Here is a 26,271-nt window from a genome sequence, read left to right as displayed (position 1 = left end):
GGCGCGCCAGAAACGCATGCGTTTCTGGCCACTAAGCATGGTCGAGAAAATCGTTATTCAACGATTTTCGCGACGACGCCGGCGCCGACGGTGCGGCCGCCTTCACGGATGGCGAAGCGCAGCTTCTCTTCCATGGCGATCGGGGTGATCAGCTCGACGTCCAGCTCGGCGTTGTCGCCCGGCATGATCATTTCCACGCCTTCGCGCAGCTTGATGATCCCGGTGACGTCCGTGGTGCGGAAGTAGAAYTGCGGACGGTAGTTGGTGAARAACGGGGTGTGACGRCCGCCTTCTTCCTTGGTCAGGATGTAGGCTTCGGCCACGAACTTGGTGTGCGGGGTGATCGAACCCGGCTTGCACAGCACCTGGCCGCGCTCGACGTCTTCGCGCTTGGTGCCGCGCAGCAGCACGCCGACGTTGTCGCCCGCCTGACCTTGGTCCAGCAGCTTGCGGAACATTTCNGCACCTGGCCGCGCTCGACGTCTTCGCGCTTGGTGCCGCGCAGCAGCACGCCGACGTTGTCGCCCGCCTGACCTTGGTCCAGCAGCTTGCGGAACATTTCSACGCCCGTGCAGGTSGTCTTCTGGACCGGACGGATGCCGACGATCTCGACTTCCTCGCCGACCTTGACGATGCCGCGCTCGACGCGACCGGTGACCACGGTGCCGCGRCCCGAGATCGAGAACACGTCTTCGACCGGCATCAGGAAGGGCAGGTCGACCGGACGGTCAGGCTGCGGGATGTAGGTGTCGACCGTGGTCATCAGTTCCAGGATCGACTGCTCGCCGATGACCGGGTCGCCGCCGTCGATGGCGACCTTGGCCGAGCCCTTGGTGATCGGGATGTCGTCGCCCGGGAAGTCGTACGACGAAAGCAGCTCGCGCACTTCCATCTCGACCAGCTCGAGCAGTTCGGCGTCGTCGACCAGGTCGACCTTGTTCATGTAGACCACCAGGGCCGGCACGCCGACCTGACGGGCCAGCAGGATGTGCTCGCGGGTCTGGGGCATCGGGCCGTCGGCGGCCGNTCGGCGTCGTCGACCAGGTCGACCTTGTTCATGTAGACCACCAGGGCCGGCACGCCGACCTGACGGGCCAGCAGGATGTGCTCGCGGGTCTGGGGCATCGGGCCGTCGGCGGCCGACACGACCAGGATCGCGCCGTCCATCTGGGCCGCGCCGGTGATCATGTTCTTCACATAGTCGGCGTGGCCGGGGCAGTCGACGTGGGCGTAGTGACGGTTGGCCGTCTCATATTCCACGTGCGCGGTGTTGATGGTGATGCCGCGGGCCTTTTCTTCCGGCGCGGCGTCGATGTCGGCGTAGTTCTTCGCCGTCGCNACGGTTGGCCGTCTCATATTCCACGTGCGCGGTGTTGATGGTGATGCCGCGGGCCTTTTCTTCCGGCGCGGCGTCGATGTCGGCGTAGTTCTTCGCCGTCGCACCACCGGTCTTGGCCAGAATGATGGTGATCGCAGCCGTCAACGTCGTCTTGCCGTGGTCAACGTGACCAATGGTGCCGATGTTGCAGTGCGGCTTATTACGTTCGAACTTTTCCTTGGCCATTTTTCTCTAGCTCCGGACCCCAGAGGGGCCTGCAATTAAAAGGGGATTTCTGGGGTTAGCTTAGGCGTACTTCTTGATCACTTCGTCGGCGACGTGTTGCGGCACCGGCTCGTAGTGGTCGTATTGCATGGTGAACTGGGCGCGGCCCTGGGACATGCCGCGCAGGGTGTTCACATAGCCGAACATGTTGGCCAGCGGCACGAAGGCGTTCACCACCGTGGCGTTGCCGCGCATGTCCTGGCCCTGGATCATCCCGCGACGGGCGTTCAGGTCGCCGATGACCGAACCCAGGTACTCTTCCGGGGTCACGACCTCGACGGCCATGATCGGCTCGAGCAGCTTGGGAGCGCCCTTTTCACGCAGTTCCTTGAAGGCGGCGCGCGACGCGATTTCGAACGCCAGCACGCTGGAGTCGACGTCGTGGTACTTGCCGTCCGTCAGGGTGGCCTTGAAGTCGATCAGCGGGAAGCCGGCCAGCAGGCCGTTGTCCTTGACGGACTCCAGACCCTTCTGGACGCCGGGGATGTATTCCTTCGGCACCGCGCCGCCGACGATCGAGTTCTCGAACACGAAGCCCGAACCGGGTTCACCGGGTTCGAAAGTGATCATGACGCGAGCGAACTGGCCCGTACCGCCGGTCTGCTTCTTGTGGGTGTAGTCGATCTCGGCCTTGCGACCCAGGCTTTCACGATAGGCGACCTGCGGCGCGCCGATGTTGGCTTCGACCTTGTAGGTGCGCTTGAGGATGTCGATCTTGATGTCCAGGTGCAGTTCGCCCATGCCCTTCAGGATCGTCTGGCCGCTTTCGAAGTCGGTCGAGACGGTGAAGGACGGATCCTCGGCGGCCAGCTTGGCCAGGGCGACGCCCAGCTTTTCCTGGTCGGCCTTGGACTTGGGCTCGACGGCGATCTCGATGACCGGGGCCGGGAATTCCATGCGCTCCAGGATGACCGGCGACTTCAGGGGATCGCACAGGGTGTCGCCGGTGCGGGTTTCCTTGAGGCCGGCCAAGGCGACGATGTCGCCGGCGAAGGCTTCCTTGATGTCTTCGCGGTTGTTGGAGTGCATGAGCAGCATGCGGCCGACGCGCTCGCGCTTGTCGCGCGTGGCGTTCAGCAGGCTCATGCCGGTTTCCAGCTTGCCCGAATAGATCCGGCAGAAGGTCAGCGAACCAACGAAGGGGTCGTCCATGATCTTGAACGCCAGGACCGACAGCGGCTCGTCGTCCGAGGCGCGACGCACGACTTCTTCTTCGGTCTTGAAGTCGATGCCCTTGGTCGGCGGGATGTCCACCGGCGAGGGCAGGTAGTCGACGACGGCGTCCAGGAGCGTCTGCACGCCCTTGTTCTTGAAGGCCGAGCCGCAGAGGATCGGATAGAAGGCGCCGGTCAGCACGGCCTTGCGGATGCACTTCTTCAGCACGGCTTCCGAGGGCTCTTCGCCGCCCAGATAGGCTTCCATGGCTTCGTCGTCGAGCTCGACGGCGGCCTCAACCAGGTAAGCGTGAGCTTCCTTGGCCTTGTCCAGCAGGTCGGCGGGAATCTCTTCGTCACGGAAGTTGGCGCCCAGGGCGTCGTTGTCCCAGATCACGGCCTTCATGCGGACCAGGTCGACCAGGCCGCTCAGCGAGGATTCCGAACCGATCGGGAACTGGATCGGAACGGCCTTGGCGCCCAGACGGTCGCGGATCGACTCGACCGACTTGTCGAAGTCGGCGCCGATCTTGTCCATCTTGTTGACGAAGACGATCCGCGGAACCTTGTACTTGTCGGCCTGACGCCAGACGGTTTCCGTCTGCGGCTCGACGCCGGCGTTGCCGTCCAGCACCGTCACGGCGCCGTCGAGGACGCGCAGCGAACGCTCGACTTCGATCGTGAAGTCGACGTGTCCGGGGGTGTCGATGATGTTGAGGCGCTTGTCTTTCCAGAAAGCGGTCGTCGCGGCCGACGTGATGGTGATGCCGCGCTCTTGTTCCTGGTCCATCCAGTCCATGGTCGCGGCGCCGTCGTGGACTTCGCCGATCTTGTGCGACTTACCCGTGTAATACAGGATCCGCTCGGTCGTCGTCGTCTTCCCGGCGTCGATGTGCGCCATGATGCCGAAGTTGCGGTAGTCTTCGATTTTATGCTGGCGGGCCATGGTCTAGCTCTGCGTGACTGCCCGACCCCAAGCTGGGGCGGGGACATTTAAACGTGCGGCGCGGGCGGTTTATCTCAAACCGCCCGCGCCTGAAAGAGTGCTGGTAAGAAAGGTTACCAGCGGTAGTGCGAGAACGCCCGGTTGGCTTCGGCCATCTTGTGGGTGTCTTCGCGCTTCTTCACCGCGGTGCCGCGGTTGTTCGAAGCGTCGAGCAGCTCACCGGCCAGCTTTTCGGTCATGGTGTTTTCGCCACGCTTGCGGGCGGCGGTCACCAGCCAGCGGATGGCCAGGGCGCGACGACGGTCCGGACGGACTTCCACCGGCACCTGATAGGTGGCGCCGCCGACGCGGCGCGACCGGACTTCGATCGCCGGGGCGACGTTGTCCAGGGCGGAGTGGAAGGTCTCAAGCGGACCTTGGTCCTTGCGCTTGTTTTCCAGGATGTCGAAAGCACCATAGATGATGTTTTCGGCGACGGCTTTTTTGCCCTCGTACATCACGTAGTTCATGAACTTCGTGACGATCAGATCTCCAAACTTGGGATCCGGCAGGACTTGGCGTTTCTCGGCGCGACGGCGGCGGGACATACTTCTTCTTCCTTACTTCGGACGCTTGGCGCCGTAGAGCGAACGACGCTGCTTACGATCCTTGACACCTTGGGTGTCGAGGACGCCGCGCAGGATGTGATAGCGGACGCCGGGCAAGTCCTTGACGCGGCCGCCGCGGATGAGCACCACCGAGTGCTCCTGCAGGTTGTGGCCTTCGCCCGGGATGTAGCAAACGGCTTCGATGCCGGTGGTCAGACGGACCTTGGCGACCTTACGCAGAGCCGAGTTCGGCTTCTTCGGGGTCGTCGTGTAGACGCGCGTGCAAACGCCGCGGCGTTGGGGGCAGCCCTTCAGGGCGGGCACCTTGTTCCGGACCGGCTTAGGCTGGCGCGGTTTGCGGATGAGCTGGTTGACGGTAGGCATTAAGTCTCTGCTCTGATGGAAGCGTGTGCCTTTCGGCCGAGGCGCTTCAGGGTCCTTGTCGTTTTTATTCCGGCTTGTCTCGGCCTCGGATGAGGACCTGATAAACACGAAACTCGCCGGGACGCGGGCAGCGTTCCGGCGGGCTGGTCCGTCGGGGTAAGGGACGGGCGCTCATCAGGACGGACAGGGTCCGCCTCGAAAAGAGCGCGGAAACTACTCGCGAACGCATCCGACGTCAATGCCGAGTCAATTCACGGGTTTGCGCCCGCTCATGACCCCTTCACGGCCACGCTTTCGCGCCTTCCAAACCCGACTAGCGAAGGCGATCGGTCACCCCATCTAACGTTCAGCCGCCATGCTTTCGCCACTCGAGGTGGCAAGCCTCGCCGCTCCCCTGTTCCTGTCGAGCTTGTTCTTGTCCCCGGCCACGGCGCGCAAAACCCGGTTGAGAAACGGCGCCGTCCTTGGCGGGTCGCTGGCCCTGCACGCCGTGATCCTGGCCGTCCTGGGCTGGCCGATGGCGGCGCGCTTCCAGGACCGGTCGGACGACGAGGACGCCATCCGCGTCACCCTGGAGCGCGAGCTCACCCCCCGTCGCCCCACGGCGGAGACCGTGGCCAGCGTCGAGCGGGCCGCCGCGGCCTCGCCGATCCAGCCGCGCGCGCCGCGCCGGGTCGCGCCGTCCTGGATCCAGCCGCTGGGCGTCGCGCCCGTTCCCGGTCCGCCCGCCCCGAGCAACCGCGCGACCGGCGTCCATCCCGCCCCCCTGCCCGAAGGCCCGCGCGGCGACCTGCGCACCGCCCTGCGCGGAAGCAGCCCCGGTTGCGCCAACGCCCAGGCGGTCGGCCTCAACCGGCGTGAGCAGGAACATTGCGACGAGGCGTTTGGCGCCAAGGCCCGCAACGCGCCAGTCTATGACGCGCCGATGGACGCGGCCAAGCGGCGGGGCTTCGACGCCCAGGCCCTCAAGCAGCAGGCCGACCGCGCCTATCGCGACGCGCCGATGGGCGTCGGGGTGGATCACCGCAATCGCGACGATCCGGGCAAGGGCAAGGACATCCCCTGGGTGCTGGGCGCCGAGCAGGACGGCCTGGGCCGCTCGCGCTCGGCCGAGCAGCAGGCCCTCAAGCGGCTGGACGATGCGCGGAAGGCCGACGAGCGTCGGAAGACGGCCGCGCGCCAGAACGAGCAGCGCTAGCCGCGCCGACCTTGAAGTGGTCGACCAGGGCGGCCAGGCCCTCGACCTCGCGCACCAGGGTCAGGCTGTCGGCGGCCGAGCGGTTGACCATGGCGGCGTTCTTCTGGGTGGCCTGGTCCATGTGGCTGACGGCGGTGTTGACCTCCGACAGGCCCGAGGCCTGCTCGGCGGCCGAGGCGGCGATCTGGCCGATGACGCCGTCGATGGCCCCGACCTGGCCGGCGATCTTCTGTAGAGCCTCGCCGGTGCGGCCCACCAGCACGACTCCGGCCTCGACCTGGCGGGCCGAGTCGGCGATGTGGACCTTGATCTCCTTGGCCGCGTCGGCCGAGCGCTGGGCCAGGGCCCGGACTTCCTGCGCCACGACCGCGAAGCCGCGGCCGGCGTCGCCGGCCCGGGCCGCCTCGACCCCGGCGTTCAGGGCCAGCAGGTTGGTCTGGAAGGCGATCTCGTCGATCACGCCGACGATCTGGGCCACCTGGTGCGAGGAGGCCTCGATGCCGCCGATCGCCTGGATGGTCTCGTCGACGACGGCGCGCGAGCGGCCGGCCTCGGCCTGGGCCTGGCTGACGGCTTCGCGGGCTCCGCGCGCGCCGTCGGCGGCCACACGGACGGCGTTGGTGATCTCGGTAAGCGCGGCGGCGGCCTCTTCCAGGCTGGCGGCCTGCTGCTCGCTGCGGGTCGACAGGTCGCCCGCCGCGCCAGCGATGCCGTTGGCCCCGGCGGTTAACCCGCCCACGGCCGAGATCACCGCGCCCATGGCCTGCTCCAGGCGCTCGACCGCCTGGTTGAAGTCGGCGCGCAGGCGCTCGTAGTCGGGAGCGAAGGCCTCGGTCAGGCGAACGGTCAGGTCGCCGGCCGACAGCCGGTCCAGACCGTGGGCCAGGCGCGAGACGACCAGGGCCTGCTGCTCGGCCTGGTGGCTGTCGCGATCGGCCGACAGGCGGCGCTCGGCCTCGGCGGCTTGGCGATGGGTCTCGGCCTGGGCTTCGATCCGGCCCTTCTCGCGAGCCTCGTCGCGGAAGGCGTGGACCGCGTCGGCCATCAGGCCGATGTCGTCGCGGCGCCCTGCGAACGGCAGGGCGACGGTCAGGTCGCCGCCCATCACCCGCTTCATGGCCTCGCGCAGGTCGCGCAGTGGCGACAGTTGGCGGCGAACCACGGTCACCGAGGCTGCGACGCCCAGGGCCGCCAGCACCGCGCCGGCCACGGCCAGCCAGATCAGCTGGCGATAGACGGGCTGGAAGTAGTCGGCCTTGGCCACGCCGACATAGAGGATGCCGATCACCTGGCCCGAGGCGTCCTTGATCGGGTCGTAGGCCGCGAAATAGGGCTTGCCCAGCACCTTGGCCTCGCCGCGATAGGACTCGCCCCGGTCCAGCACCGCATCATGAACCGGCCCCTTGGCCAGGGTGGTGCCCAGGCCGCGGCTGCCGTCCGGCTTCTGGACGTTGGTGGCGATGCGGGTGTCGCCCAGGAAGATGGTCATGGTGCCGCCGACCAGGTCCTTGACGTGGTCGACCGTGGCGATGTCGCCGTTCAGGACCTTGCCGCCGACCGTCAGCTTGTCGCCGTCACGTGCGAAGACCGCGCCCTGGCCGCCGACCGCGTCCCAGGCCACACGCATGCTGGCCTCCTGCTGGCTGACCGCCTGCGACTTGGCGAAGTCCAGCGAGTTCTTGCCGACGATGGCCAGCAGGGCCAGCAGCAGGGTCATGAAGGCCGCGACGACGGTCAGGCTGACCTTGGTGGAGATGTCGGAACGCATGGGGGCGCCAATGTCTGGAGAATCCTGCCTCCGGTTTGCACCGCAACATCTCAAGCAAGGCTTAACCTTCCGGTCGATTGATCCGCCGAATGAAATCGCGACGTTGCGCCGCACCGGGTAAACGACCCAAGGCCGGCGCTCCCCTCACGCCGCCGCGAAGTCGGGCATGGGCTTGAACCAGGGCTGGGCCTCGACCCGGGCCAGCCACGCGCGCACGGCCGGATAGGGCTCCAGCGCCACCCCGCCTTCGGGGGCGTGGGCCACATACGAGTAGCAGGCCAGGTCGGCGATCGTGACGTGGTCGGCGGCGAGATAGGCGCGGTCCGCCAGGTGGCTGTCCATGAAGGCCAGCACCCGGGCGGCGATGCGAGCGGCGCGGGCCGGATCGTCGGGGAGGTCGAACAGGGCGATCATCCGGGCGATGGCCGGGCCGTGCATGACCTCGCCGGCGGCGATCGACAGCCAGCGCTGGACCCGGGCGGCGGCGACCGGCTCCAGCGGCAGCCAGTCGGCGTCAGGCGCATAGCGACGCGCCAGATAGACCAGGATGGCGTTGCTGTCGGCCAGGACCAGGCCGCCGTCCTGCAGCACCGGGATCTGACCGAGCGGGTTGAGGGCCAGGAAGGCCGGCGAGGCGCGAACGTCCTTGGGCGCGGAGACGAAGCGGTAGGCCAGGCCCAGGGCGTTCAGCATCAGGCCTACCCGGTGGGTATGGCCCGAGAGCGGCGTGCCGTGCAGGACGATGGCGGTGTCGGACATCGATGCTTTCCCTTGATGCGGAGGCATCTTCGCCATTGCGCCGTTCGAAATGAATTGAGCAAATAGGCAAGACATAATTGCGGATTATGGAATGGATCGCCTGGACGAACTGGCCCTGCTGCTGGCGGTGATCGACAGCGGGTCCCTGGCCGCCGCCGGCCGCAGGCTGCGGCGCTCGCCCGCCGCCATGACCCGGACCCTGGCGGCGCTGGAAGAGCGGATGGGCGTGCGGCTGATCGAGCGCACCACCCGCCGCCTGGCGCCGACCGAGGCCGGCCGCGACCTGGCCGAGCGGGCCCGGCGGCTGCTGGTCGACTACGAGACCGCCCTCCAGGCCCCCGCCTCTGACGCGGTGCGCGGCACGCTGCGGATCACCGGCCCGACCGTGTTCGGCGGCCGCTGCCTGACGCCGGTCGTGGCCGACTTCCTGGCCGAGCACCCCGGCGTCCAGGCCGACCTGACCCTGCACGACCGAAACCTGGACCTGATCGAGGGCGAGTTGCACGTGGCCCTGCGGATCGGGCCGCTGGCCGATTCCAGCCTGATAGTCCGCAAGCTAGGCCAAGTGCGCCGGCTGCTGGTGGCCGCGCCCGATTACCTGGCGCGACGCGGGACGCCGTTGGAGCCGGGCGACCTGGCCGGGCACGAGGTCATCCTGACCACCGTGGTCTCGGCCTCGCCGGAATGGCGGTTCGAGCATCGCGGCAAGCCGCGGGCGGTGCGGCTGGAGCCCCGGCTGCGGGTCAACAATGTCGAGGCGGCCCTGGCGGCCATGGTCGCCGGACGCGGCGTCGGCCGGGCGCTGTCCTATCAGGTCGCCGAGGACCTGGCGGCCGGGCGGCTGGTGCGCCTGCTGCCCGACTTCGAGCCCCCGCCCCTGCCCGTGCAACTGGTCACGGTGGGCGGCCGGTTCATGCCGCCGCTGGTGCGGGCGTTCCTGGATTTCGCGGCGCCGAGGCTGGAGCGGCTGGCGGTGTTGCGGGGATCGTAGAACGGAGGACGCCCCCTCCGTCCGCTTCACCGACACCTCCTCCTGAGGGAGAAGAGCCAAAAAAGAAACGGCCCGGGATTGCTCCCGGGCCGTTCCGTTTCAGTCCTCGAAGGAGGCTTAGGCTTCTTCGGCGATGACCGCGGGCAGCGGCTCCATCGACTCTTCGCGCTGCTGGGCCAGCTGCTCGTCGCGCTTGGCGGCGATGCGTTGCAGGCTGCGCAGGTAGGAACCCGTGCCAGCGGGGATCAGGCGACCCACGATGACGTTTTCCTTCAGGCCTTCCAGGGTGTCGGTCTTGCCGTGCACCGAGGCTTCGGTCAGGACGCGGGTCGTTTCTTGGAACGACGCGGCCGAGATGAAGCTCTTGGTCTGCAGCGAGGCCTTGGTGATGCCCAGCAGCACAGGCTGCGTCGTGGCCGGACGGCCGCCGCGGGCGACAGCCTTGTCCTGCTCGACGTAGAACTCGGGCTTGTCGAGGTGATCGCCCTTGATCAGGCCCGTGTCGCCCGGCTCGACGATCTCGACCTTCTGCAGCATCTGACGAACGATCGTCTCGATGTGCTTGTCGTTGATCGGCACGCCCTGCAGTCGGTAGACCTCCTGGATCTCGTCGACCAGGAAGTTGGCCAGGGCCTCGACGCCCAGAATGCGCAGGATGTCGTGCGGATCCGGGTTGCCGTCGATGATGTACTCGCCGCGCGTGATGTAGTCGCCATCATGCACCGCGATGTGCTTGCCCTTCGGGATCAGGAACTCGACCGCTTCAGGCTGGTTGCCGTCGGCGTCGATGTCCGGAGTGATCTTGATCCGGCGCTTGTTCTTGTAATCCTTGCCGAATTCGACACGGCCGTCCATTTCCGCGATGACCGCGCAGTCCTTGGGACGGCGGGCTTCGAAGAGTTCGGCGACGCGCGGCAGACCACCGGTGATGTCCCGGGTCTTGGCGCCTTCGGTCGGGATCCGCGCGATGACCTCGCCCGGCTTGACCATGTCCCCGTCAGCGACGGAGAGAATGGCGCCGACCGACATCAGGTAGCGAGCCTCGCCGCCGTTGGCCAGACGGACATAGGCGCCGTCTTCACCCAGCACGCCCATGGCCGGACGCAGGTCCGACGCGCGGGCCGAGGTCCGCCAGTCGGCGATCACGCGCTGCGCGATGCCGGTGGCTTCGTCGGTTTCCTCGCGAACGGAGAAGCCGTCCACCAGGTCTTCGGCGCGGATGCGACCGGCCACTTCGGTGATGATCGGGGTGGTGTAGGGGTCCCAATCGGCCAGGCGCTGGCCGCGCTTGACCTTGTCGCCGTCCTTGACCTTCAGGCGCGCGCCGTACGGCGGCTTGTAGTTCTCGCGCTCCTTGCCGTCGACCAGGACGCTCACGGCCGTGTTGCGGCTCATGACCACCAGGGCGCCGTCCGAACCCACCACGGTGGCGCCGGTCACGCGGACCACGCCGTCGTTGCTGCTTTCGAAGAACGACTGCTCGGCCACCTGGGCGGTGCCGCCGATGTGGAAGGTCCGCATCGTCAGCTGGGTGCCGGGCTCGCCGATCGACTGGGCGGCGATGACGCCCACCGCTTCACCGATGTTCACCGGCGTGCCGCGGGCCAGGTCGCGGCCGTAGCAGGCGCCGCAGACGCCGATCTTGGCCTCGCAGGTCAGGACCGAGCGCACCTTCACCGACTGCACCGCAGCGGCTTCGATGGCGTCTGCCATGTTCTCGTCGAGATAGGTGTCGGCCGGAACCACGATCTCGCCGGTCGCCGGGTCCTTGATGTCCTCGGCCGAGAAACGGCCCAGGACACGGGTGCCCAGCGAGACCAGCACGTCGCCGCCTTCGACCACGGCCCGCAGGGTGATGCCCTTGGTGGTGCCGCAGTCTTCCTCGACGATGATGCAGTCCTGCGCGACGTCGACCAGACGACGGGTCAGGTAGCCGGAGTTGGCGGTCTTCAGCGCGGTGTCCGCCAGGCCCTTACGGGCGCCGTGGGTCGAGTTGAAGTACTCCTGAACGGTCAGGCCTTCCTTGAAGTTCGAGACGATCGGGGTCTCGATGATCTCGCCGGAGGGCTTGGCCATCAGGCCGCGCATGCCGCCCAGCTGCTTCATCTGGGCTTGCGAACCACGGGCGCCGGAGTGGGCCATCATGTAGATGGCGTTGATTTCCTTCTCGCGGCCGTTCTCGTCCTTATGCTTCATCTGAAGCTCGGCCATCATCTCGTCAGCGACCCGGTCGGTGGCCTTGGCCCAGGCGTCGACGACCTTGTTGTACTTCTCGCCCTTGGTGATCAGGCCGTCGGCGTACTGTTGCTCGTACTCCTCGGCCAGGGTGCGGGTTTCGGCGACGATCGCCTCCTTCCGCTTGGGGATGATGATGTCGTCCTTGCCGAAGGAGATGCCGGCCTTGGCCGCTTCCTTGAAGCCCAGGCCCATGACCTGGTCGGCGAAGATCACCGTCGCCTTCTGGCCGCAGTGGCGATAGACCACGTCGATCAGGTTGCCGATTTCCTTCTTGGTCAGGGCCTTCTCGATCAGTCGGTGACCGATCGCCGGGTGACGCGGAAGCAGGGCGGCGATCTTCATGCGGCCGGGGGTGGTGTCGATCACGCGGCGACGCGCCACGCCGTCGGCGTCCACTTCGGTGAAGCGCGACTTGATCTTGGCGTGCAGCGACACGACGCCGGCGTCCATGGCGGCTTCGATCTCGCCCAGGTCGGCGAAGATCTTGCCTTCACCCGGCTCGCCGTCGCGGGCGACCGACAGGTAGTACAGGCCCAGGACGATGTCCTGCGACGGCACGATGATCGGGCGACCGTTGGCGGGCGACAGGATGTTGTTGGTCGACATCATCAGGACGCGCGCTTCCAGCTGGGCCTCGAGGCTCAGCGGGACGTGCACGGCCATCTGGTCGCCGTCGAAGTCGGCGTTGAACGCGGCGCAGACCAGCGGGTGCAGCTGGATGGCCTTGCCCTCGATCAGCTTGGGCTCGAACGCCTGGATGCCCAGGCGGTGAAGCGTCGGCGCGCGATTCAGCAGCACGGGGTGTTCGCGGATCACCTCTTCGAGGATGTCCCACACCTGCGGCTGTTCGCGCTCGACCATGCGCTTGGACTGCTTGACGGTGCCCGACAGGCCCTTGGCGTCCAGGCGCGCATAGATGAACGGCTTGAACAGCTCCAGCGCCATCTTCTTGGGCAGGCCGCACTCGTGCAGCTTCAGGTCCGGACCCACGACGATGACCGAACGGCCCGAATAGTCGACGCGCTTGCCCAGCAGGTTCTGGCGGAAGCGGCCCTGCTTGCCCTTCAGCATGTCGGCCAGCGACTTCAGCGGACGCTTGTTGGCGCCCGTGATCACGCGACCGCGGCGGCCGTTGTCGAACAGGGCGTCCACCGACTCCTGCAGCATCCGCTTTTCGTTGCGGATGATGATGTCGGGGGCGCGCAGTTCGATCAGGCGCTTGAGGCGGTTGTTACGGTTGATGACCCGGCGGTACAGGTCGTTCAGGTCCGAGGTCGCGAAGCGGCCGCCGTCCAGCGGCACCAGCGGGCGCAGTTCCGGCGGGATCACCGGCACGACCGTCAGCACCATCCACTCCGGACGGTTGCCCGACTCCTGGAAGGCTTCCAGGATCTTCAGGCGCTTGGAGAATTTCTTCTGCTTCATGTCCGACGGGTTGCCCGCCAGCTCTTCGCGCAGCTTCTCGGCTTCCTTCTCCAGGTCGATCGCCTTGAGCAGGTTCTGGACGGCCTCGGCGCCAATTTCGGCGGTGAAGCTGTCGTCGCCGTATTCGTCCTGGGCGCGCATGAAGTCGTCCTCGCTGAGCAGCTGGTGCTGCTTCAGCGGGGTCAGGCCCGGCTCGGTGACGATGTAGTATTCGAAGTACAGGACCCGCTCGATGTCCTTCAGCGGCATGTCCAGCATCATGGCGATGCGCGAGGGCAGCGACTTCAGGAACCAGATGTGGGCGACCGGCGAGGCCAGCTCGATGTGGCCCATGCGCTCGCGACGGACGCGGGCCAGGGTGACCTCGACGCCGCACTTCTCGCAGATGATGCCCTTGTACTTCATGCGCTTGTACTTGCCGCACAGGCATTCGTAGTCCTTGGTTGGGCCAAAGATACGGGCGCAGAACAGGCCGTCACGCTCGGGCTTGAACGTGCGGTAGTTGATGGTCTCGGGCTTCTTGATCTCACCGAACGACCACGAGCGGATCTTTTCCGGCGAAGCCAGCGAGATGCGGATCTGGTCGAAGGTCGGAGCGGCCTGGACCGGATTAAAGATGTTCAGGACTTCCTGGTTCATCTTGGTTCCTTCTGCGGGACTACCCGCGAAAATTCTGAGGTGCCGCCCTCGTCCTTCGACAAGCTCAGGATGAGGGCTACTGCGTCGCTGGTGAAACCCTCATCCTGAGCTTGTCGAAGGACGAGGATTTCACCGCACGGCGCTTAAGAGTTCTCGAGTTCCACGTTCAGGCCGAGCGAGCGCATTTCCTTGACCAGCACGTTGAAGCTTTCCGGGATACCGGCTTCGAACGTGTCGTCGCCACGGACGATCGACTCGTAGACCTTGGTCCGGCCGGCCACGTCGTCGGACTTCACCGTCAGCATTTCCTGCAGGGTGTAGGCCGCGCCGTAGGCTTCCAGAGCCCACACTTCCATTTCCCCGAAGCGCTGACCGCCGAACTGGGCCTTGCCGCCCAGCGGCTGCTGGGTGACCAGCGAGTACGGACCGATCGAACGGGCGTGGATCTTGTCGTCGACCAGGTGGTGCAGCTTCAGCATGTAGATGTAGCCGACCGTGACCGGACGCTTGAACTGGTCGCCCGTCTGGCCGTCGAACAGGATCGACTGGCCCGACGGATCGACGCCCGCCATGGTCAGGTGCTCTTCGATGTCGCCGATGCGCGCGCCGTCGAACACCGGGGTGGCGATCGGAACGCCCTTGCCGAGGTTGCGGGCCAGTTCGACCAGCTCTTCCTCGGTTTCCGGCAGTTCCTCGTCCGGGCCGTAGATGTCGCGCAGGCGCTGGACCAGGGCGTCCTTCTGGCCGCCGTGCTGCCAGTCTTCCAGCAGGTTGGTGATCTGCTTGCCGAGGTTGGCGCAGGCCCAGCCCAGGTGGGTTTCGAAGATCTGGCCGACGTTCATGCGCGAGGGCACGCCCAGCGGGTTCAGAACGACGTCCACGTGCGTCCCGTCGGCGAGGAACGGCATGTCCTCGATCGGCAGGATGCGCGAGATGACGCCCTTGTTGCCGTGACGGCCGGCCATCTTGTCGCCCGGCTGAAGCTTGCGCTTCACGGCCACGAAGACCTTGACCATCTTCATCACGCCCGGGGGCAGTTCGTCGCCGCGCTGCAGTTTGTCGACCTTGTCCTCGAAGCGGCGGTCCAGACGCTTGCGGTTCTCGTCGAACAGACGGCGCAGGCTTTCCAGTTCGCCCATCGCCTTCTCGTCCTCGAGGGCGATCTGCCACCACAGGCCGGGCTGGACTTCAGCCAGGCCTTCGGCGGTGATCTCGCCGCGCGACAGGCCCTTGGGACCCGACAGGGCGACGTTGCCGATCAGCAGTTCGCGCAGGCGGCCCGAGATGTTGCGGTTCAGGATCGCGAATTCGTCGTCGCGGTCCTTGCCCAGGCGGTCGATCTCGGCGCGCTCGATGGCCAGGGCGCGTTCGTCCTTGTCGACGCCGTGACGATTGAACACGCGCACGTCGACGATGGTGCCGGCGACGCCCGGGGGCAGGCGCAGGCTGGTGTCGCGGACGTCCGAGGCCTTTTCGCCGAAGATGGCGCGCAGCAGCTTTTCTTCCGGCGTCATCGGGCTTTCGCCCTTCGGCGTGACCTTGCCGACCAGGATGTCGCCCGGCTGGACCTCGGCGCCGATCGCCACGATGCCCGCTTCGTCGAGGTTGCGCAGGGCTTCCTCGCCGACGTTGGGGATGTCGCGGGTGATTTCTTCCGGACCCAGCTTGGTGTCGCGGGCCATGACTTCGAATTCCTCGATGTGGATCGAGGTGAAGACGTCGTCACGGACGATGCGCTCGGAGATCAGGATCGAGTCTTCGAAGTTGTAGCCGTTCCAGGGCATGAACGCGACGAGCGCGTTGCGGCCCAGGGCCAGTTCGCCCAGCTCGGTCGACGGGCCGTCGGCGATGATGTCGCCGGCGCTGATCCGGTCGCCCACCTTCACCAGCGGGCGCTGGTTGATGCAGGTCGACTGGTTCGAACGCTGGAACTTGCTCAGACGGTAGATGTCGACGCCCGAACGGGCGCTGTCGGTCTCTTCCGTGGCGCGGACGACGATACGCGTGCCGTCGATCTGCTCCACGACGCCGGTGCGCTTGGCGATGACCACGGCGCCGGAGTCACGGGCGACCACGGCCTCCATGCCGGTGCCGACCAGCGGGGCGTCGGACTGCACCAGCGGCACGGCCTGACGCTGCATGTTCGAGCCCATCAGGGCGCGGTTGGCGTCGTCGTTTTCCAGGAACGGGATCAGGGCCGCGGCCACCGAAACCACCTGGCGCGGCGACACGTCCATCAGGTCGACCTGTTCCTTCTGGAGCAGGGTCGGCTCGCCGTTGATCCGGCCGGGGACCAGGTCGTCCACGATCTCGCCGTCCAGCACCTTGATGTTGGACTGGGCGATGACGTGCTTCGACTCTTCCATGGCCGACATGTAGACGACCTCGTCGAGCGGCTTGCCGTCGGCGACGCGACGGTAGGGGCTCTCGATGAAGCCGTACTTGTTGACGCGCGCGTGGGTGGCCAGCGAGTTGATCAGGCCGATGTTCGGGCCTTCCGGCGTTTCGATCGGGCAGATCCGGCCGTAGTGGGTCGGGTGCACGTCGCGGACTTCGAAGCCGGCGCGCTCGCGGGTCAGACCGCCCGGGCCAAGCGCCGACAGGCGGCGCTTGTGGGTGATCTCCGACAGCGGGTTGGTCTGGTCCATGAACTGCGACAGCTGCGAGCTGCCGAAGAATTCACGCACCGAGGCCGCGGCCGGCTTGGCGTTGATCAGGTCGTGCGGCATCACGGTGTCGATGTCGACCGACGACATGCGTTCCTTGATGGCGCGCTCCATGCGCAGCAGGCCGACGCGGTACTGGTTTTCCAGCAGTTCGCCGACCGAGCGCACCCGGCGGTTGCCCAGGTTGTCGATGTCGTCGATTTCGCCGCGACCGTCGCGCAGGCCGACCAGCAGCTTGAGCACCGCCAGCACGTCTTCCTTGCGCAGCACGCGCATCTCGTCCGAAGCGTCCAGCTCCAGGCGCATGTTCATCTTCACGCGGCCCACGGCCGACAGGTCGTAGCGCTCGGCGTCGAAGAACAGCGACTTGAACATCGCCTCGGCGGCTTCGACGGTCGGCGGCTCGCCCGGACGCATCACGCGGTAGATGTCGAACAGCGCATCCTCGCGGACGGCGTTCTTGTCCACGCGCAGGGTGTTGCGCATGTAGGCGCCGACCGTGACGTGGTCGATGTCCAGCACGTCGATGGTGCTGAAGCCCTGTTCGGCCAGGGCCTGGATCGAGGTGACGTCCAGCTCGTCGCCAGCCTCGGCGTAGATCTCGCCGTTCTCGAAGTTGACCGCGTCGCGGGCCAGGTAGCGGCCCGTCAGGGCTTCCGGCGCCAGCAGCAGGGTCTTCAGGCCGGCGTCAGCCAGCTTCTTGGCCTGGCGGGCGGTGATCTTGGTGCCGGCCGGAGCCACTTCCTCGCCGGTGTCGGCGTCGATCAGGGCGAATTCCGGCTTCACGCCGCGCCAGCGCTCGGGCTTGTACGGGGTGGCCCAGCCTTCGGCGCCGGCCGCGGTGCGCTTCTCGAACGGGACGACGTCATAGAACGTCGTCAGGATCTCCTCGCCGTCCATGCCCAGGGCATAGAGGAAGGTGGTGGCCGGCAGCTTGCGGCGGCGGTCGATGCGGACATAGACCACGTCCTTGGCGTCGAACTCGAAGTCCAGCCACGAGCCGCGGTACGGGATCACCCGGGCGGCGAACAGCAGCTTGCCCGAGGCGTGGGTCTTGCCCTTGTCGTGGTCGAAGAACACGCCGGGCGAACGGTGCATCTGCGAGACGATGACCCGCTCGGTGCCGTTGACGATGAACGTGCCCTTGTCGGTCATGAGCGGGATGTCGCCCATGTAGACGTCCTGCTCCTTGATGTCCTTGACGGACCGGGCGCCGGTTTCTTCTTCGGTTTCGAACACGATCAGCCGCAGCTTGACCTTCAGCGGCGCCGCGAAGGTCATGTCGCGCTGGATGCACTCTTCAACGTCGTACTTGGGCTCTTCGAATTCGTACGAGACGTATTCGAGCACCGCGCGCTCGTTGAAGTCCTTGATCGGGAACACCGACTTGAACACCGCCTCGATGCCTTCGTCGCGGCGCTGGCCCGGACGGACCTCGCGCTGAAGGAACTGCTCGTAGGAGGAGCGCTGAACCTCGATCAGGTTCGGCATCTGCACAGCTTCGGGGATGCGGCCGAAAGACTTCCGGATCCGCTTCTTGCCGGTGAAGGATTGCGCCATGTTTTTTCCCTGGGCGCGGACGGACTCCGCGCGTGAATTCGAATGTACCTAGCGACCACCCTCGCCGCTCTCCCCTCGGGAGAGCGCTGGTCGCTGGAATTCCCCTGTCAGGGCAACCGGGACCGGATGCCTGACGGGCGCCCCTTCGCGCTGGTCGGAGGGCGGCTGACCGCGCCTCGGGGCGTATCATGCGGACACGCGCGTACGCGCTCCGCCGAATATCTTCGTGAGCCGGCGGATATAGGACACCCGACCGAGATTGGGAAGGGGGTTTATCCACAAAAGAATGCAGGCGCGTTCGGTGACGCTTGGAACCCCTAACAATCCGCTCATCCCGGCCAATGCCGGGATGAGCGAGTTTTAAGGCGTTACTTCACCACCTGCACCGCCGCCAGCGCCTGGGCGCTGAGGCCCTTGTCGCCCGTGGCGGTCAGCTTGCCGGCCTTGTCGTCCCAGTGCAGCTTCACCGTCTTGCCGACGCCCTTTTCGTAGGCGTTGGTCACGCCGTCGTCGTCGTACAGGGTGAAGTCGGCGTCGCGACCGGGATAGACCTTGACCGCGTTGATCGCCTGGGGCTGCGAAGTGTTCTGGATCGGCGCGCCCATCGGGATGATCGAGCCGGCCCGGACGAACAGCGGGATGGTGTCGATCGGCGCATGGACGCTGATCGTCTGGCCGCCGGTGAACTTCTTGCCCGTCCAGTAGTCGTACCAGTCGGCGCCCGCCGGCAGGTAGACGTCGCGGTCCTCGACGCCCTGGTCGGTGATCGGCGCCACCAGGAAGGCCGGGCCGAACATGTACTGGTCGCCAAGGTTCACGACCTTCGGGTCGTTCGGGAAGTCCATGAACAGGCCGCGCATGAACGGCGCGCCGGTCTCGTAGGTCGTGTGGCCCATCGAGTACAGGTACGGCATCAGGGCGTAGCGCAGCTTCAGGTACTTGGCGACCACGGCCTCGGCGCCCTTGCCGAACGACCATACCTCGGTGTCCTTGCGCATGCCGTGCACCCGCAGGGTCGGGGTGAAGGTCCCGTACTGGAACCAGCGGGCGAACAGCTCGGGATAGTCGTTGTTCTGGCCGACCACGGCGCGGGCGTCGGACGGGTCCAGCAGCGGCGGCTTGGTCGCCGTCGTGGTCTGGGGCAGCCACTGCCAGCCGCCGATGTCGTTGCCCCAATAGGCGAAGCCCGAGGCGGTGAAGTTCAGGCCCGTCGGCACCTGCCGCTTGAGCGCTTCCCAGGTCGGCTGGATGTCGGACGACCAGAACAGGGCGCCGTTGCGCTGGGCGCCGATATAGGCGGCGCGGGCCAGGATCAGGTTGCGCTTGTCGGGCCGATCGCGGCGCGAGCCCTCGGCCACGCCCTGGGTGTGGACCAGCGGGAAGACGTTGCGGTAGCGGTCGCCCGAACCGATGCTCCAGAAATAGCCCTCCGGCACCAGGTCCGGCTCGGTCTCGTCCAGCCAGAACCAGTCGAAGCCCTTGGAGGCGATGTTGTCGCGGATCTTGCCCCAGAACCATTCGCGGGCCTGGGGATTGGTGCTGTCGATCAGACCGCCGGTGCGGTCGCTGCGGAACGGCAGGCCGTCGACGACCTTGCCGTCCTTGTCCTTCAGCAGCCAGCCCTTGTCGGCCAGGTAGTTGAAGTAACGGCCTTCCTTCTCGAAGCGCGGCCAGACGCTGATGATGCTGTGCACGCCATTGTCGTGCAGCTCCTTGTTCATCGCGGCGGGATCGGGGAAGGCGGCCGGGTCGATGTCCATCTGGCCCATGCGGGTCCAGTAGAACCAGTCCAGCACCATCACGTCCAGCGGGTAGCCGCGGTCGCGATAGCCCTTGGCCACGTTGAGGATCTGGGCCTGGGTCTCATAGCGGGCCTTGGACTGGATGTAGCCGAACGCGGCCTTGGGCGGCAGCGGCGTCGCGCCGGTCAGCTGGCGATAGCCGGCGTAGATCTCGTCATAGCTGCCGGTGATCACGAAGAACGACACCCGCTCGCCGACCTTCGACTGCCACAGGGTGCGGCCGTTGACGGCCGGATAGACCTTGGTCTCCGACGGGTTGTCCCAGAGGATGCCGTAGCCCTTGCTGGAGACGAGGAACGGCACGCAGACGGTCTCGCCGTGCGGGGCGTCGTAGTCGTGCTTGCAGGTGATCGACCGGCCGCGCAGGTCCAGGACGCCTTCCTGGTTCTGGCCCAGGCCGTAGAAGTGCTCGTCGGCGCTGGTCGAGAAGCTGGCGCCGGCCTGATAGGTCCGCTCGCCGTTCACGACGTGCGGCGACATCTCCCAGCCGTTCATCGCCACCAGGTCCGAGCCGTCGGCCTTGCGGATCTTCACCGAGACCGGCGGCAGCGACGGGGCGAAGTAGCGATCCATCTGCGAGGGCGCGCCCGGCCAGGGCTGGGCGACGACCTCCAGCGACAGGGCGCCGGAGGTGAAGAGGTCGGCTCCGGCCTTCTGGTCGTGACGCCAGCCTTTGACATCGCTGTCAGCCAGGAAGCCGTAGCCCGGCGCCGCGGCGGCCAGGTCCTTGTCCTGGCTGATGGTCACCCGGACGATATTGGGGGCGTAGGTCTCGACCGAGACATAGGAGCCGTTGCGGTCCACCACCGCCATCGGCGCGGCGTGGGCGGCGGCGACCGGCGCGGCCAGGTTGCCCACGACCCCGATGGCGAGGGTCAGGGCCAGGCCCGAGACCAGTCCAGCCGACCAGCGGCGCGCGCCCTTGTTTAGCCGATCCATCGCTTCCTCCCCGGAATGTTACCGCTATCTCTTGGGCGCATGGCTAGAGATGCAGCCGGGCAGCGTCAACAGGATTGATACCAACAATGACGCTCAGCCGCGCCGAACGGCCTTGCCGACCAGTGAGAGCGCCAGGCCGATCAGGCAGAGGAAGAAGGCGATCTTGGCCAGGCCGCCGGCCACGTCGACGACGAAACCCAGCACGCCGAACACGATCATCAGCACCAGCAGGACAGCGGCCAACTTCAGCATGGGCAGATAACGCCCATCGCGCGGCAAGGGTTGCCGCCTTGGATCAGACGCTGAGGTCGACGAAGTTGGGCACGGCCAGGCCGTTCTTGGCCTGGGCCTTGGCGCCGTCCATGGCTTCCTTGATCCTGGCCTTCACGGCCTCGTCGACCTGCTGGAGCGCGGCGGTGCGCTGGTCGGGGGTCATGGCCGCCAGGCTCTCCTCGGTCAGGCCCATGGTCTTCATGGCCTCAGCCTTCCACTGCTTGAGCTTTTCCTCCCAGGCGTCCTTCTTGGCCTCCTTGGCGAAGGCCACCAGGCCCTTGTCGCGGACCTTGTCCAGGTCGCTGGCGGCCTCCAGCGCCGTGGTCGACGCCGGACGGGCCGATATCGCGCTGAGCGGGCTCCAGTTCGAATAGCCGCCCGAAATCCCCGAAATCGCCATGGTCGCCTCCACCGCCGCGTGTACGCACGGCCAGCTAGCAACGACCGTGCCAGAATGACGCAGGCGGGCGGAGGGCGAACGAAAACGGCCCCGGAGGTTTCCCTCCGGGGCCGTCAACGTGTGCGTCAGAGAACTGACGCCGGCTCGTCCCCACGCCGAGGCGTGGGCGTGAATTACTTCACTTGGACGGTGGCGCCGGCTTCGGTCAGCTTCTTGGCGACTTCTTCGGCGACTTGCTTCGAAACGTTTTCAACGACGTTCTGCGGAGCGCCTTCGACCAGGTCCTTGGCTTCCTTCAGGCCGAGGTCCGGACGGACGCCGCGGACTTCCTTGATCACGTTGATCTTCTTGTCGCCACCGTTCGTCAGGACGACGGTGAATTCGGTTTGCTCTTCGGCGGCTTCGGCCGGAGCAGCGGCGGCGCCGCCGACAGCGGCGACGGCGACCGGAGCGGCGGCCGAGACGCCCCACTTTTCTTCGAGCAGCTTGGAGAGCTCAGCAGCTTCCAGGACCGACAGGGTGGACAGTTCTTCAACCAGCTTTTCGAGCTTGGACATGGGTAAGTTCCTTAGAGGATGAGGGATTTATGCGGAGATGACCGTTACGCGGCGTCTTTGGTCGCATAGGCGTTGAAGACGCGCGCCAGTTGGCCAGCCGGAGCCTGCAGGACGCCCGCGATCTTGGTCGCCGGAGCCTGGATGAGGCCGATGAGCTTGCCACGGATCTGGTCGAGCGACGGCAGCGTGGCCAGGGCCCGCACCGCGTTTTCGTCCAGAACAGTCGTCTGGCCCAGGATGCCGCCGACCAGCTTCAGCTTGTCGTTTTCCTTGGCGTACTGGGTGACGATCTTGGCGGCCGAAACAGGATCCGAGCCATAGGCGATGGCGACCGGGCCGGTGAACAGGGCGTCGCCCTTTTCGCCGATCGAGCCGTTCAGCGCCTTCTGGACCAGGGTGTTCTTCACCACCTGGAACGTGCCCTCTTCCTTGCGGAGGCGGGCGCGCAGTTCAGTCATTTCCGCAACGGTCATGCCCGAATAGTGGGTCACGACGACAGCGCCGGCGTCGGCGAACACGCTTTTCAGCGCCTCGATCGACTCCTGCTTTTGAGCGCGGTCCATTGCGGTCTCCTACTCAATTACAGCGGCCGGACCATTCCGGCAGCCAAATGCTCGGCGCATGAGGGATCGCTCCCGCACGCGAGTTGCATCAGCCTGTTCCAAGGAAAGTCAGCCGCGCGTCCCATCCCGGAAGGAGGAATTGCGTGGTCTTGTCCATCCCTGTCTCCCGACGGCGAGGAAGGGCTCTTCCTCGATTATGGCGTTGGTGACCCCACGCCCCGCAGTTCTCAAACAGGATCGCCGCCGGGCGAGCCCAGCGGAGAAGGGGCGGCGTATAGACGGTTTGGGGAAGGATTTCAACAGGACCTGCCGAATTCCTTGGCCCTTGCCGCGAAATGGGATCACGACTTGGCTGGGGACAGGCGCATGCGCCTGTCCCCGTCCCCATTCCGCGCAGCCCTTCTCGTGGGAAGGAGAGCTCTGGCCTCGCCGCTCATTTCCTGGATAACAAGAAAGATCGCAATCGGGGACCCACCATGAAGCGCCTGTTCACCGCCGGCCTGGCCGCCGTGATGCTCGTCGGCCTCGCCGCGCCGCTCCATGCCGAGCCGCGCTTTCTGCCGATCCCCAAGGCCGTGGTCGCCGATCCGGTCCGCGATCCGGCCCATCCGGCCGACATGGCCGCGTTCACCGTCCCGACCGGCGGCGTGCGGGTGAACGCCATGATGTACCTGGCCTCGGGCGACCAGCCACATCCGACGATGCTGATGCTGCACGGCTTTCCCGGCAACGAGACCAATATCGACCTGATGCAGGCCGTGCGCCGGGCCGGCTGGAACGTGATGCGGATCAACTATCGCGGCTCGTGGGGCAGCCCGGGCAAGTTCTCGTTCGCGGGCAGCCGGGCCGACGGCGAGGCCGCCCTGGCCTTCCTGCGCGACCCGGCCAATGTCGCCAAGTACCGCATCGACCCGACCCGGATCGTTGTGGCCGGCCACAGCATGGGCGGCTTCATGGCCGCCGACGCCGTCGCCGCCGATCCCAAGGCGGCGGGGGCGATCCTGATCGACGCCTGGGACATCGGCAAGCAGAAGGCCGACCTCGTCGATCCGGCCAAGCGCAAGGCGGCGCTGGAGGGCCTGCGGGAAAACACCCCGCCCCTGGCCGGGACCAGCGCCGAGTTGCTGGCCAAGGAGATCGAGACCACCTCCGCCAAGCTGGACCTGGAGGCGCTCAGCGCCCGGATCGCCGACCGGCCCGTGCTGATGATCGGGGCCGAGCACGCCGGCGCGCCCACCACGCGCAAGCTGGCCGCCGCCGCCCGCCAGGCCCAGGCCAAGGCTTTGACCGAAACCTATATGGACACCGACCACAGCTTCTCCGACAGCCGCATCGCGCTGGAGGCCGAGGTCATCCGCTGGCTGGGCCAGTTCGATCCGGCCTCGGCCCAGGTCGGCACGCCGGGGATCCCGCTGAAGGCCGCCTATGACGAGACCAACCCGTTCGCCCGGATCATTCGCGGCGAGATCCCCGTGCCCAAGGTCTATGAGGACGACCAGGTGCTGGCCTTCATGGACCACGCTCCGGCCGAGCCGGGCCACGTGCTGGTGATCTCCAAGACCTCCAAGGCGCGGAACCTGCTGGAGATCTCGCCCCAGGATCTGTCGCGGCTCATGGCCGTGGCCGCCCGCGTCGGCCAGGCCCAGGTCGACGGCCTGGGCTTCGAGGGCTTCACGATCGTCCAGAACAACGGCGTGGGCCAGAGCGTGCCGCATCTGCACATCCACGTCATCCCGCGCGTGGCCGGCAAGCCGCTGATGTTCGTCGAGAACGCCAGGGGCGATCCGAAGGACATCGAGGCGGTGGCGGCCAAAATCCGGGCGGCGATGAAGCCCTGAATACCCCGCAGATCCCAGCGAACACCGGGATCTGGATCGGGGACAGGCACATGTGCCTGTCCCCGTCAGTTGTTGTCAGCGTCCGTTGTTCGGCTAGCCCAGCCGCTCCATTACTGCCCGCGCGGCCGCCACGCCGGTCGCGAAGCAGGCCTGCAGCAGGTAGCCGCCGGTCGGGGCCTCCCAGTCCAGCATCTCGCCGGCCACGAACACGCCGGGCGCGGCCTTCAGTTCCAGTCCGTCCAGCGCCTCGAGCGACAGGCCGCCGGCGCAGGAGATCGCCCGCTCCAGGCCCTGCGTCCCGGTCAGCACGATCGGCGCGGCCTTGATCGCCGACGCCAGAGCGTCGGGCGCCACCGGCAGGGCCAAGCCGTGCGCTTCGCGCAGCAGGCCGATCTCGACCGGCGACAGATGGGCCGCCTTGCGCAGCCAGCTCGACAGTGATTGGCCGCCACGGGGCCGCGACAACCGCGCGGCCAACTGGGCCAGCGAGAGGTCGGGGCGCAGGTCTATCTCCAGCGTCGCCTGGCCATCGGCGTCGATCGCATCGCGCAGGGCCGCCGACAGCGCATAGACCGCCCCGCCTTCCAGGCCGTAGCCCGCGACCAGGGCGTCGCCGCGCGAAACCTGGCCTTCGAAGCTGAGCGCCACGTTCTTCAGCGCCGTCCCGGCGAACCGCTCTCGGAACATCGGCGTCCAGGCGAGGCCGAACCCGACATTGGCCGACCGGAACGGCGCCACGGCCGCGCCCCGCGCCGCCAGCAGCGGCGCCCAGGCGCCATCCGAGCCGAGCCGGGCCCAACTGGCGCCGCCCAGGGCCAGGATCGTGGCGCGCGGCCGCACGGCGCGCGGCCCGTCGGGCGTCTCGAAGGCCAGGTCTCCGGCCGCAGTCCAGCCGGTCCAGGTCGAGCGGAGGTTCAACGCCACGCCCTGCCCCTCCAGCCGCGCGATCCAGGCCCGCAGCAGGGGCGAGGCCTTCAGCGCCTTGGGAAACACCCGACCGCTGGTGCCCACGAAGGTCGCCTGCCCCAGCCCCTCGGCCCAGGCCGTGAGGTCGGCCGGCGTGAAGGCCTCCAGCATCGGCCGCAGCCGCTCGCCCGCCGCGCCGTAGCGTCCGACGAAGCGCTCGAAGTCTTCCGAATGGGTCAGGTTCAGCCCGCCGCGCCCGGCCATCAGGAACTTCCGGCCCAGGGTCGGCATGCGCTCGAACACCGCCACCGACAGCCCCGCCGCGCTCAGCACCTCGGCCGCCATCAGCCCGGCCGGCCCGCCGCCGACCACGGCGACGTCGGGCTTTTCTACCGGCATCAAGCGCGCTCGATATCGGTCAGTGGAAAATCGTCACCCTTGAACAACAACGGAACACCTCGCGTTTTCGCGCAGGCGTAAGCAAAACAATCGCCCATGTTGAGCTTGGCGGGATGTTGCCCCTTGCCAAAGCGCGCGAAGGCATCGATCGCAGCTCCAGCCTCCGAATGTCCAATGGATACGACGCGTATTTCGGCGGAAATCAGGTAGAGTTCCACCTCAGAACGAGCATCGTTTACCTCGATAGCTTTGGCCCGGACCAAGCTACGCACTGTCTCCCAAACCGCGACAGCCGATGTGATCGTCCCGTCGACAGTGGCCAAGCGCTGTTCGAGGAGTTCCTTTTCAGGCTCGCCTAGCAAGATTGCACAGAGTGCGGACGCGTCGACAAACATCAGTCGCCCGAGAGTTCGTCGAAGAAGGCCTTGTCCGCCTTTAGGCCAGTATTCGGTAGGCGGGCGATGCGGTCGCTGATGGCCCGCATGCGGGCCAACTTCTCATCGCTCGCCTTCCTGTCTGCTTCGCGCGCCTTTCGAACTGCCAACTTGATGGCGTCGGTAATACCCACACGATTGTCTTCAGCATACTGCCGCAGCATGGCGTCGGCTTCAGCATCGCGAACATGGAAGGGCATCGGAAACCTCCGTCTAGCCGAAAGATAACATCGGCTAGACGC

General features: G+C 66.7%; 19 protein-coding genes and 4 pseudogenes. 3 read left to right on the top strand and 20 right to left on the bottom strand.

What is annotated here, in order from left to right; translation table 11 throughout:
• Positions 1-53 precede the first annotated feature (53 nt).
• The 7 genes and pseudogenes from ASD47_RS27860 to rpsL all read right to left on the bottom strand — a co-directional run.
• Positions 54-461: pseudogene (locus ASD47_RS27860) on the bottom strand (EF-Tu/IF-2/RF-3 family GTPase); the annotation flags it as partial.
• A 1-nt stretch (position 462) separates the two neighbouring features.
• A pseudogene (locus ASD47_RS27855) lies at positions 463-1,026 on the bottom strand (EF-Tu/IF-2/RF-3 family GTPase); the annotation flags it as partial.
• Between the two features lies 1 nt (position 1,027).
• Positions 1,028-1,338, bottom strand: a pseudogene (locus ASD47_RS25235) (GTP-binding protein); the annotation flags it as partial.
• Between the two features lies 1 nt (position 1,339).
• Positions 1,340-1,564 (bottom strand): GTP-binding protein (locus ASD47_RS26410; RefSeq protein WP_235526218.1); only part of this gene is annotated, 225 nt, incomplete at its 3' end.
• 60 nt (positions 1,565-1,624) lie between these two features.
• Positions 1,625-3,703 (bottom strand): elongation factor G, encoded by a 2,079-nt coding sequence (gene fusA, locus ASD47_RS25230; RefSeq protein WP_056762625.1) that lies wholly within the window; start codon positions 3,701-3,703, stop codon positions 1,625-1,627.
• Positions 3,704-3,816: 113 nt separating this feature from the next.
• Positions 3,817-4,290 (bottom strand): 30S ribosomal protein S7, encoded by a 474-nt coding sequence (gene rpsG, locus ASD47_RS25225; protein ID WP_007661568.1) that lies wholly within the window; start codon positions 4,288-4,290, stop codon positions 3,817-3,819.
• A 12-nt stretch (positions 4,291-4,302) separates the two neighbouring features.
• The gene (gene rpsL / locus ASD47_RS25220) at positions 4,303-4,674 is read right to left on the bottom strand and encodes a 30S ribosomal protein S12 (RefSeq protein WP_007661566.1); all 372 of its coding nucleotides are present in this window, start codon (positions 4,672-4,674) and stop codon (positions 4,303-4,305) included.
• Between the two features lie 415 nt (positions 4,675-5,089).
• On the opposite strand from rpsL, the gene ASD47_RS25215 reads away from it, so the two are divergent.
• Positions 5,090-5,872 carry a hypothetical protein gene (locus ASD47_RS25215; RefSeq protein ID WP_056762645.1) on the top strand — a complete coding sequence of 261 codons (783 nt, stop codon included), beginning with the start codon at positions 5,090-5,092 and terminating at the stop codon, positions 5,870-5,872.
• Here the strand turns inward: ASD47_RS25215 and ASD47_RS25210 are convergent.
• Both ASD47_RS25210 and ASD47_RS25205 read right to left on the bottom strand, forming a co-directional pair.
• Entirely contained in the window at positions 5,799-7,640 is a 1,842-nt protein-coding gene (locus ASD47_RS25210) for a methyl-accepting chemotaxis protein (RefSeq protein ID WP_056762623.1), read from the bottom strand. The two genes, ASD47_RS25215 and ASD47_RS25210, sit on opposite strands and share 74 nt — an antisense overlap.
• 144 nt (positions 7,641-7,784) lie before the next feature.
• Positions 7,785-8,399 (bottom strand): glutathione S-transferase family protein, encoded by a 615-nt coding sequence (locus ASD47_RS25205; protein ID WP_056762622.1) that lies wholly within the window; start codon positions 8,397-8,399, stop codon positions 7,785-7,787.
• A gap of 91 nt (positions 8,400-8,490) precedes the next feature.
• Here ASD47_RS25205 and ASD47_RS25200 point away from each other — a divergent pair, with 91 nt between their 5' ends.
• The gene (locus ASD47_RS25200; RefSeq protein ID WP_056762613.1) at positions 8,491-9,390 is read left to right on the top strand and encodes a LysR family transcriptional regulator; all 900 of its coding nucleotides are present in this window, start codon (positions 8,491-8,493) and stop codon (positions 9,388-9,390) included.
• A 117-nt stretch (positions 9,391-9,507) separates the two neighbouring features.
• On the opposite strand, the gene rpoC is transcribed toward ASD47_RS25200, so the two are convergent.
• The 8 genes and pseudogenes from rpoC to rplJ all read right to left on the bottom strand — a co-directional run bounded on the left by rpoC (position 9,508) and on the right by rplJ (position 22,452).
• Entirely contained in the window at positions 9,508-13,692 is a 4,185-nt protein-coding gene (gene rpoC, locus ASD47_RS25195) for a DNA-directed RNA polymerase subunit beta' (RefSeq protein WP_056762612.1), read from the bottom strand.
• A 33-nt stretch (positions 13,693-13,725) separates the two neighbouring features.
• Positions 13,726-13,820: pseudogene (locus tag ASD47_RS27850) on the bottom strand (hypothetical protein); the annotation flags it as partial.
• 15 nt (positions 13,821-13,835) lie between these two features.
• On the bottom strand, positions 13,836-17,918 hold the full coding sequence (gene rpoB, locus ASD47_RS25190) for a DNA-directed RNA polymerase subunit beta (protein WP_056762610.1): 4,083 nt from the start codon (positions 17,916-17,918) through the stop codon (positions 13,836-13,838).
• A gap of 368 nt (positions 17,919-18,286) precedes the next feature.
• On the bottom strand, positions 18,287-20,659 hold the full coding sequence (locus tag ASD47_RS25185; RefSeq protein WP_056762608.1) for a glycoside hydrolase family 31 protein: 2,373 nt from the start codon (positions 20,657-20,659) through the stop codon (positions 18,287-18,289).
• Between the two features lie 93 nt (positions 20,660-20,752).
• Positions 20,753-20,911: a hypothetical protein gene (locus ASD47_RS27180; protein WP_164468877.1), complete on the bottom strand. Its 159-nt coding sequence runs from the start codon at positions 20,909-20,911 to the stop codon at positions 20,753-20,755.
• 43 nt (positions 20,912-20,954) lie between these two features.
• On the bottom strand, positions 20,955-21,332 hold the full coding sequence (locus ASD47_RS25180; protein WP_056762607.1) for a hypothetical protein: 378 nt from the start codon (positions 21,330-21,332) through the stop codon (positions 20,955-20,957).
• A gap of 173 nt (positions 21,333-21,505) precedes the next feature.
• Positions 21,506-21,889, bottom strand: a complete 384-nt coding sequence (gene rplL / locus ASD47_RS25175) for a 50S ribosomal protein L7/L12 (protein WP_056762605.1) — start codon at positions 21,887-21,889, stop codon at positions 21,506-21,508.
• 44 nt (positions 21,890-21,933) lie between these two features.
• Positions 21,934-22,452 carry a 50S ribosomal protein L10 gene (gene rplJ / locus ASD47_RS25170; protein ID WP_056762603.1) on the bottom strand — a complete coding sequence of 173 codons (519 nt, stop codon included), beginning with the start codon at positions 22,450-22,452 and terminating at the stop codon, positions 21,934-21,936.
• A gap of 476 nt (positions 22,453-22,928) precedes the next feature.
• Here rplJ and ASD47_RS25165 point away from each other — a divergent pair, with 476 nt between their 5' ends.
• Positions 22,929-24,290, top strand: a complete 1,362-nt coding sequence (locus ASD47_RS25165; protein WP_056762601.1) for an HIT family protein — start codon at positions 22,929-22,931, stop codon at positions 24,288-24,290.
• A 93-nt stretch (positions 24,291-24,383) separates the two neighbouring features.
• Here ASD47_RS25165 and ASD47_RS25160 read toward each other — a convergent pair whose 3' ends face one another.
• The 3 genes from ASD47_RS25160 to ASD47_RS25150 are packed head-to-tail and all read right to left on the bottom strand — an operon-like array spanning position 24,384 to position 26,229.
• Entirely contained in the window at positions 24,384-25,595 is a 1,212-nt protein-coding gene (locus tag ASD47_RS25160) for a TIGR03862 family flavoprotein (RefSeq protein ID WP_056762599.1), read from the bottom strand.
• Positions 25,595-25,990 (bottom strand): type II toxin-antitoxin system VapC family toxin, encoded by a 396-nt coding sequence (locus ASD47_RS25155; RefSeq protein ID WP_056762597.1) that lies wholly within the window; start codon positions 25,988-25,990, stop codon positions 25,595-25,597. The genes ASD47_RS25160 and ASD47_RS25155 overlap by 1 nt, the downstream gene beginning before the upstream one ends.
• On the bottom strand, positions 25,990-26,229 hold the full coding sequence (locus ASD47_RS25150) for a type II toxin-antitoxin system VapB family antitoxin (protein WP_056762596.1): 240 nt from the start codon (positions 26,227-26,229) through the stop codon (positions 25,990-25,992). The genes ASD47_RS25155 and ASD47_RS25150 overlap by 1 nt, the downstream gene beginning before the upstream one ends.
• Between the last annotated feature and the right edge of the window lie 42 nt (positions 26,230-26,271).

This window comes from Caulobacter sp. Root1472 (genome assembly GCF_001426985.1).
GTDB lineage: Bacteria > Pseudomonadota > Alphaproteobacteria > Caulobacterales > Caulobacteraceae > Caulobacter > Caulobacter rhizosphaerae.
The sequence above is the reverse complement of the archived record's forward strand: the minus strand, read 5'-3'. Positions and strand labels throughout refer to the sequence as shown.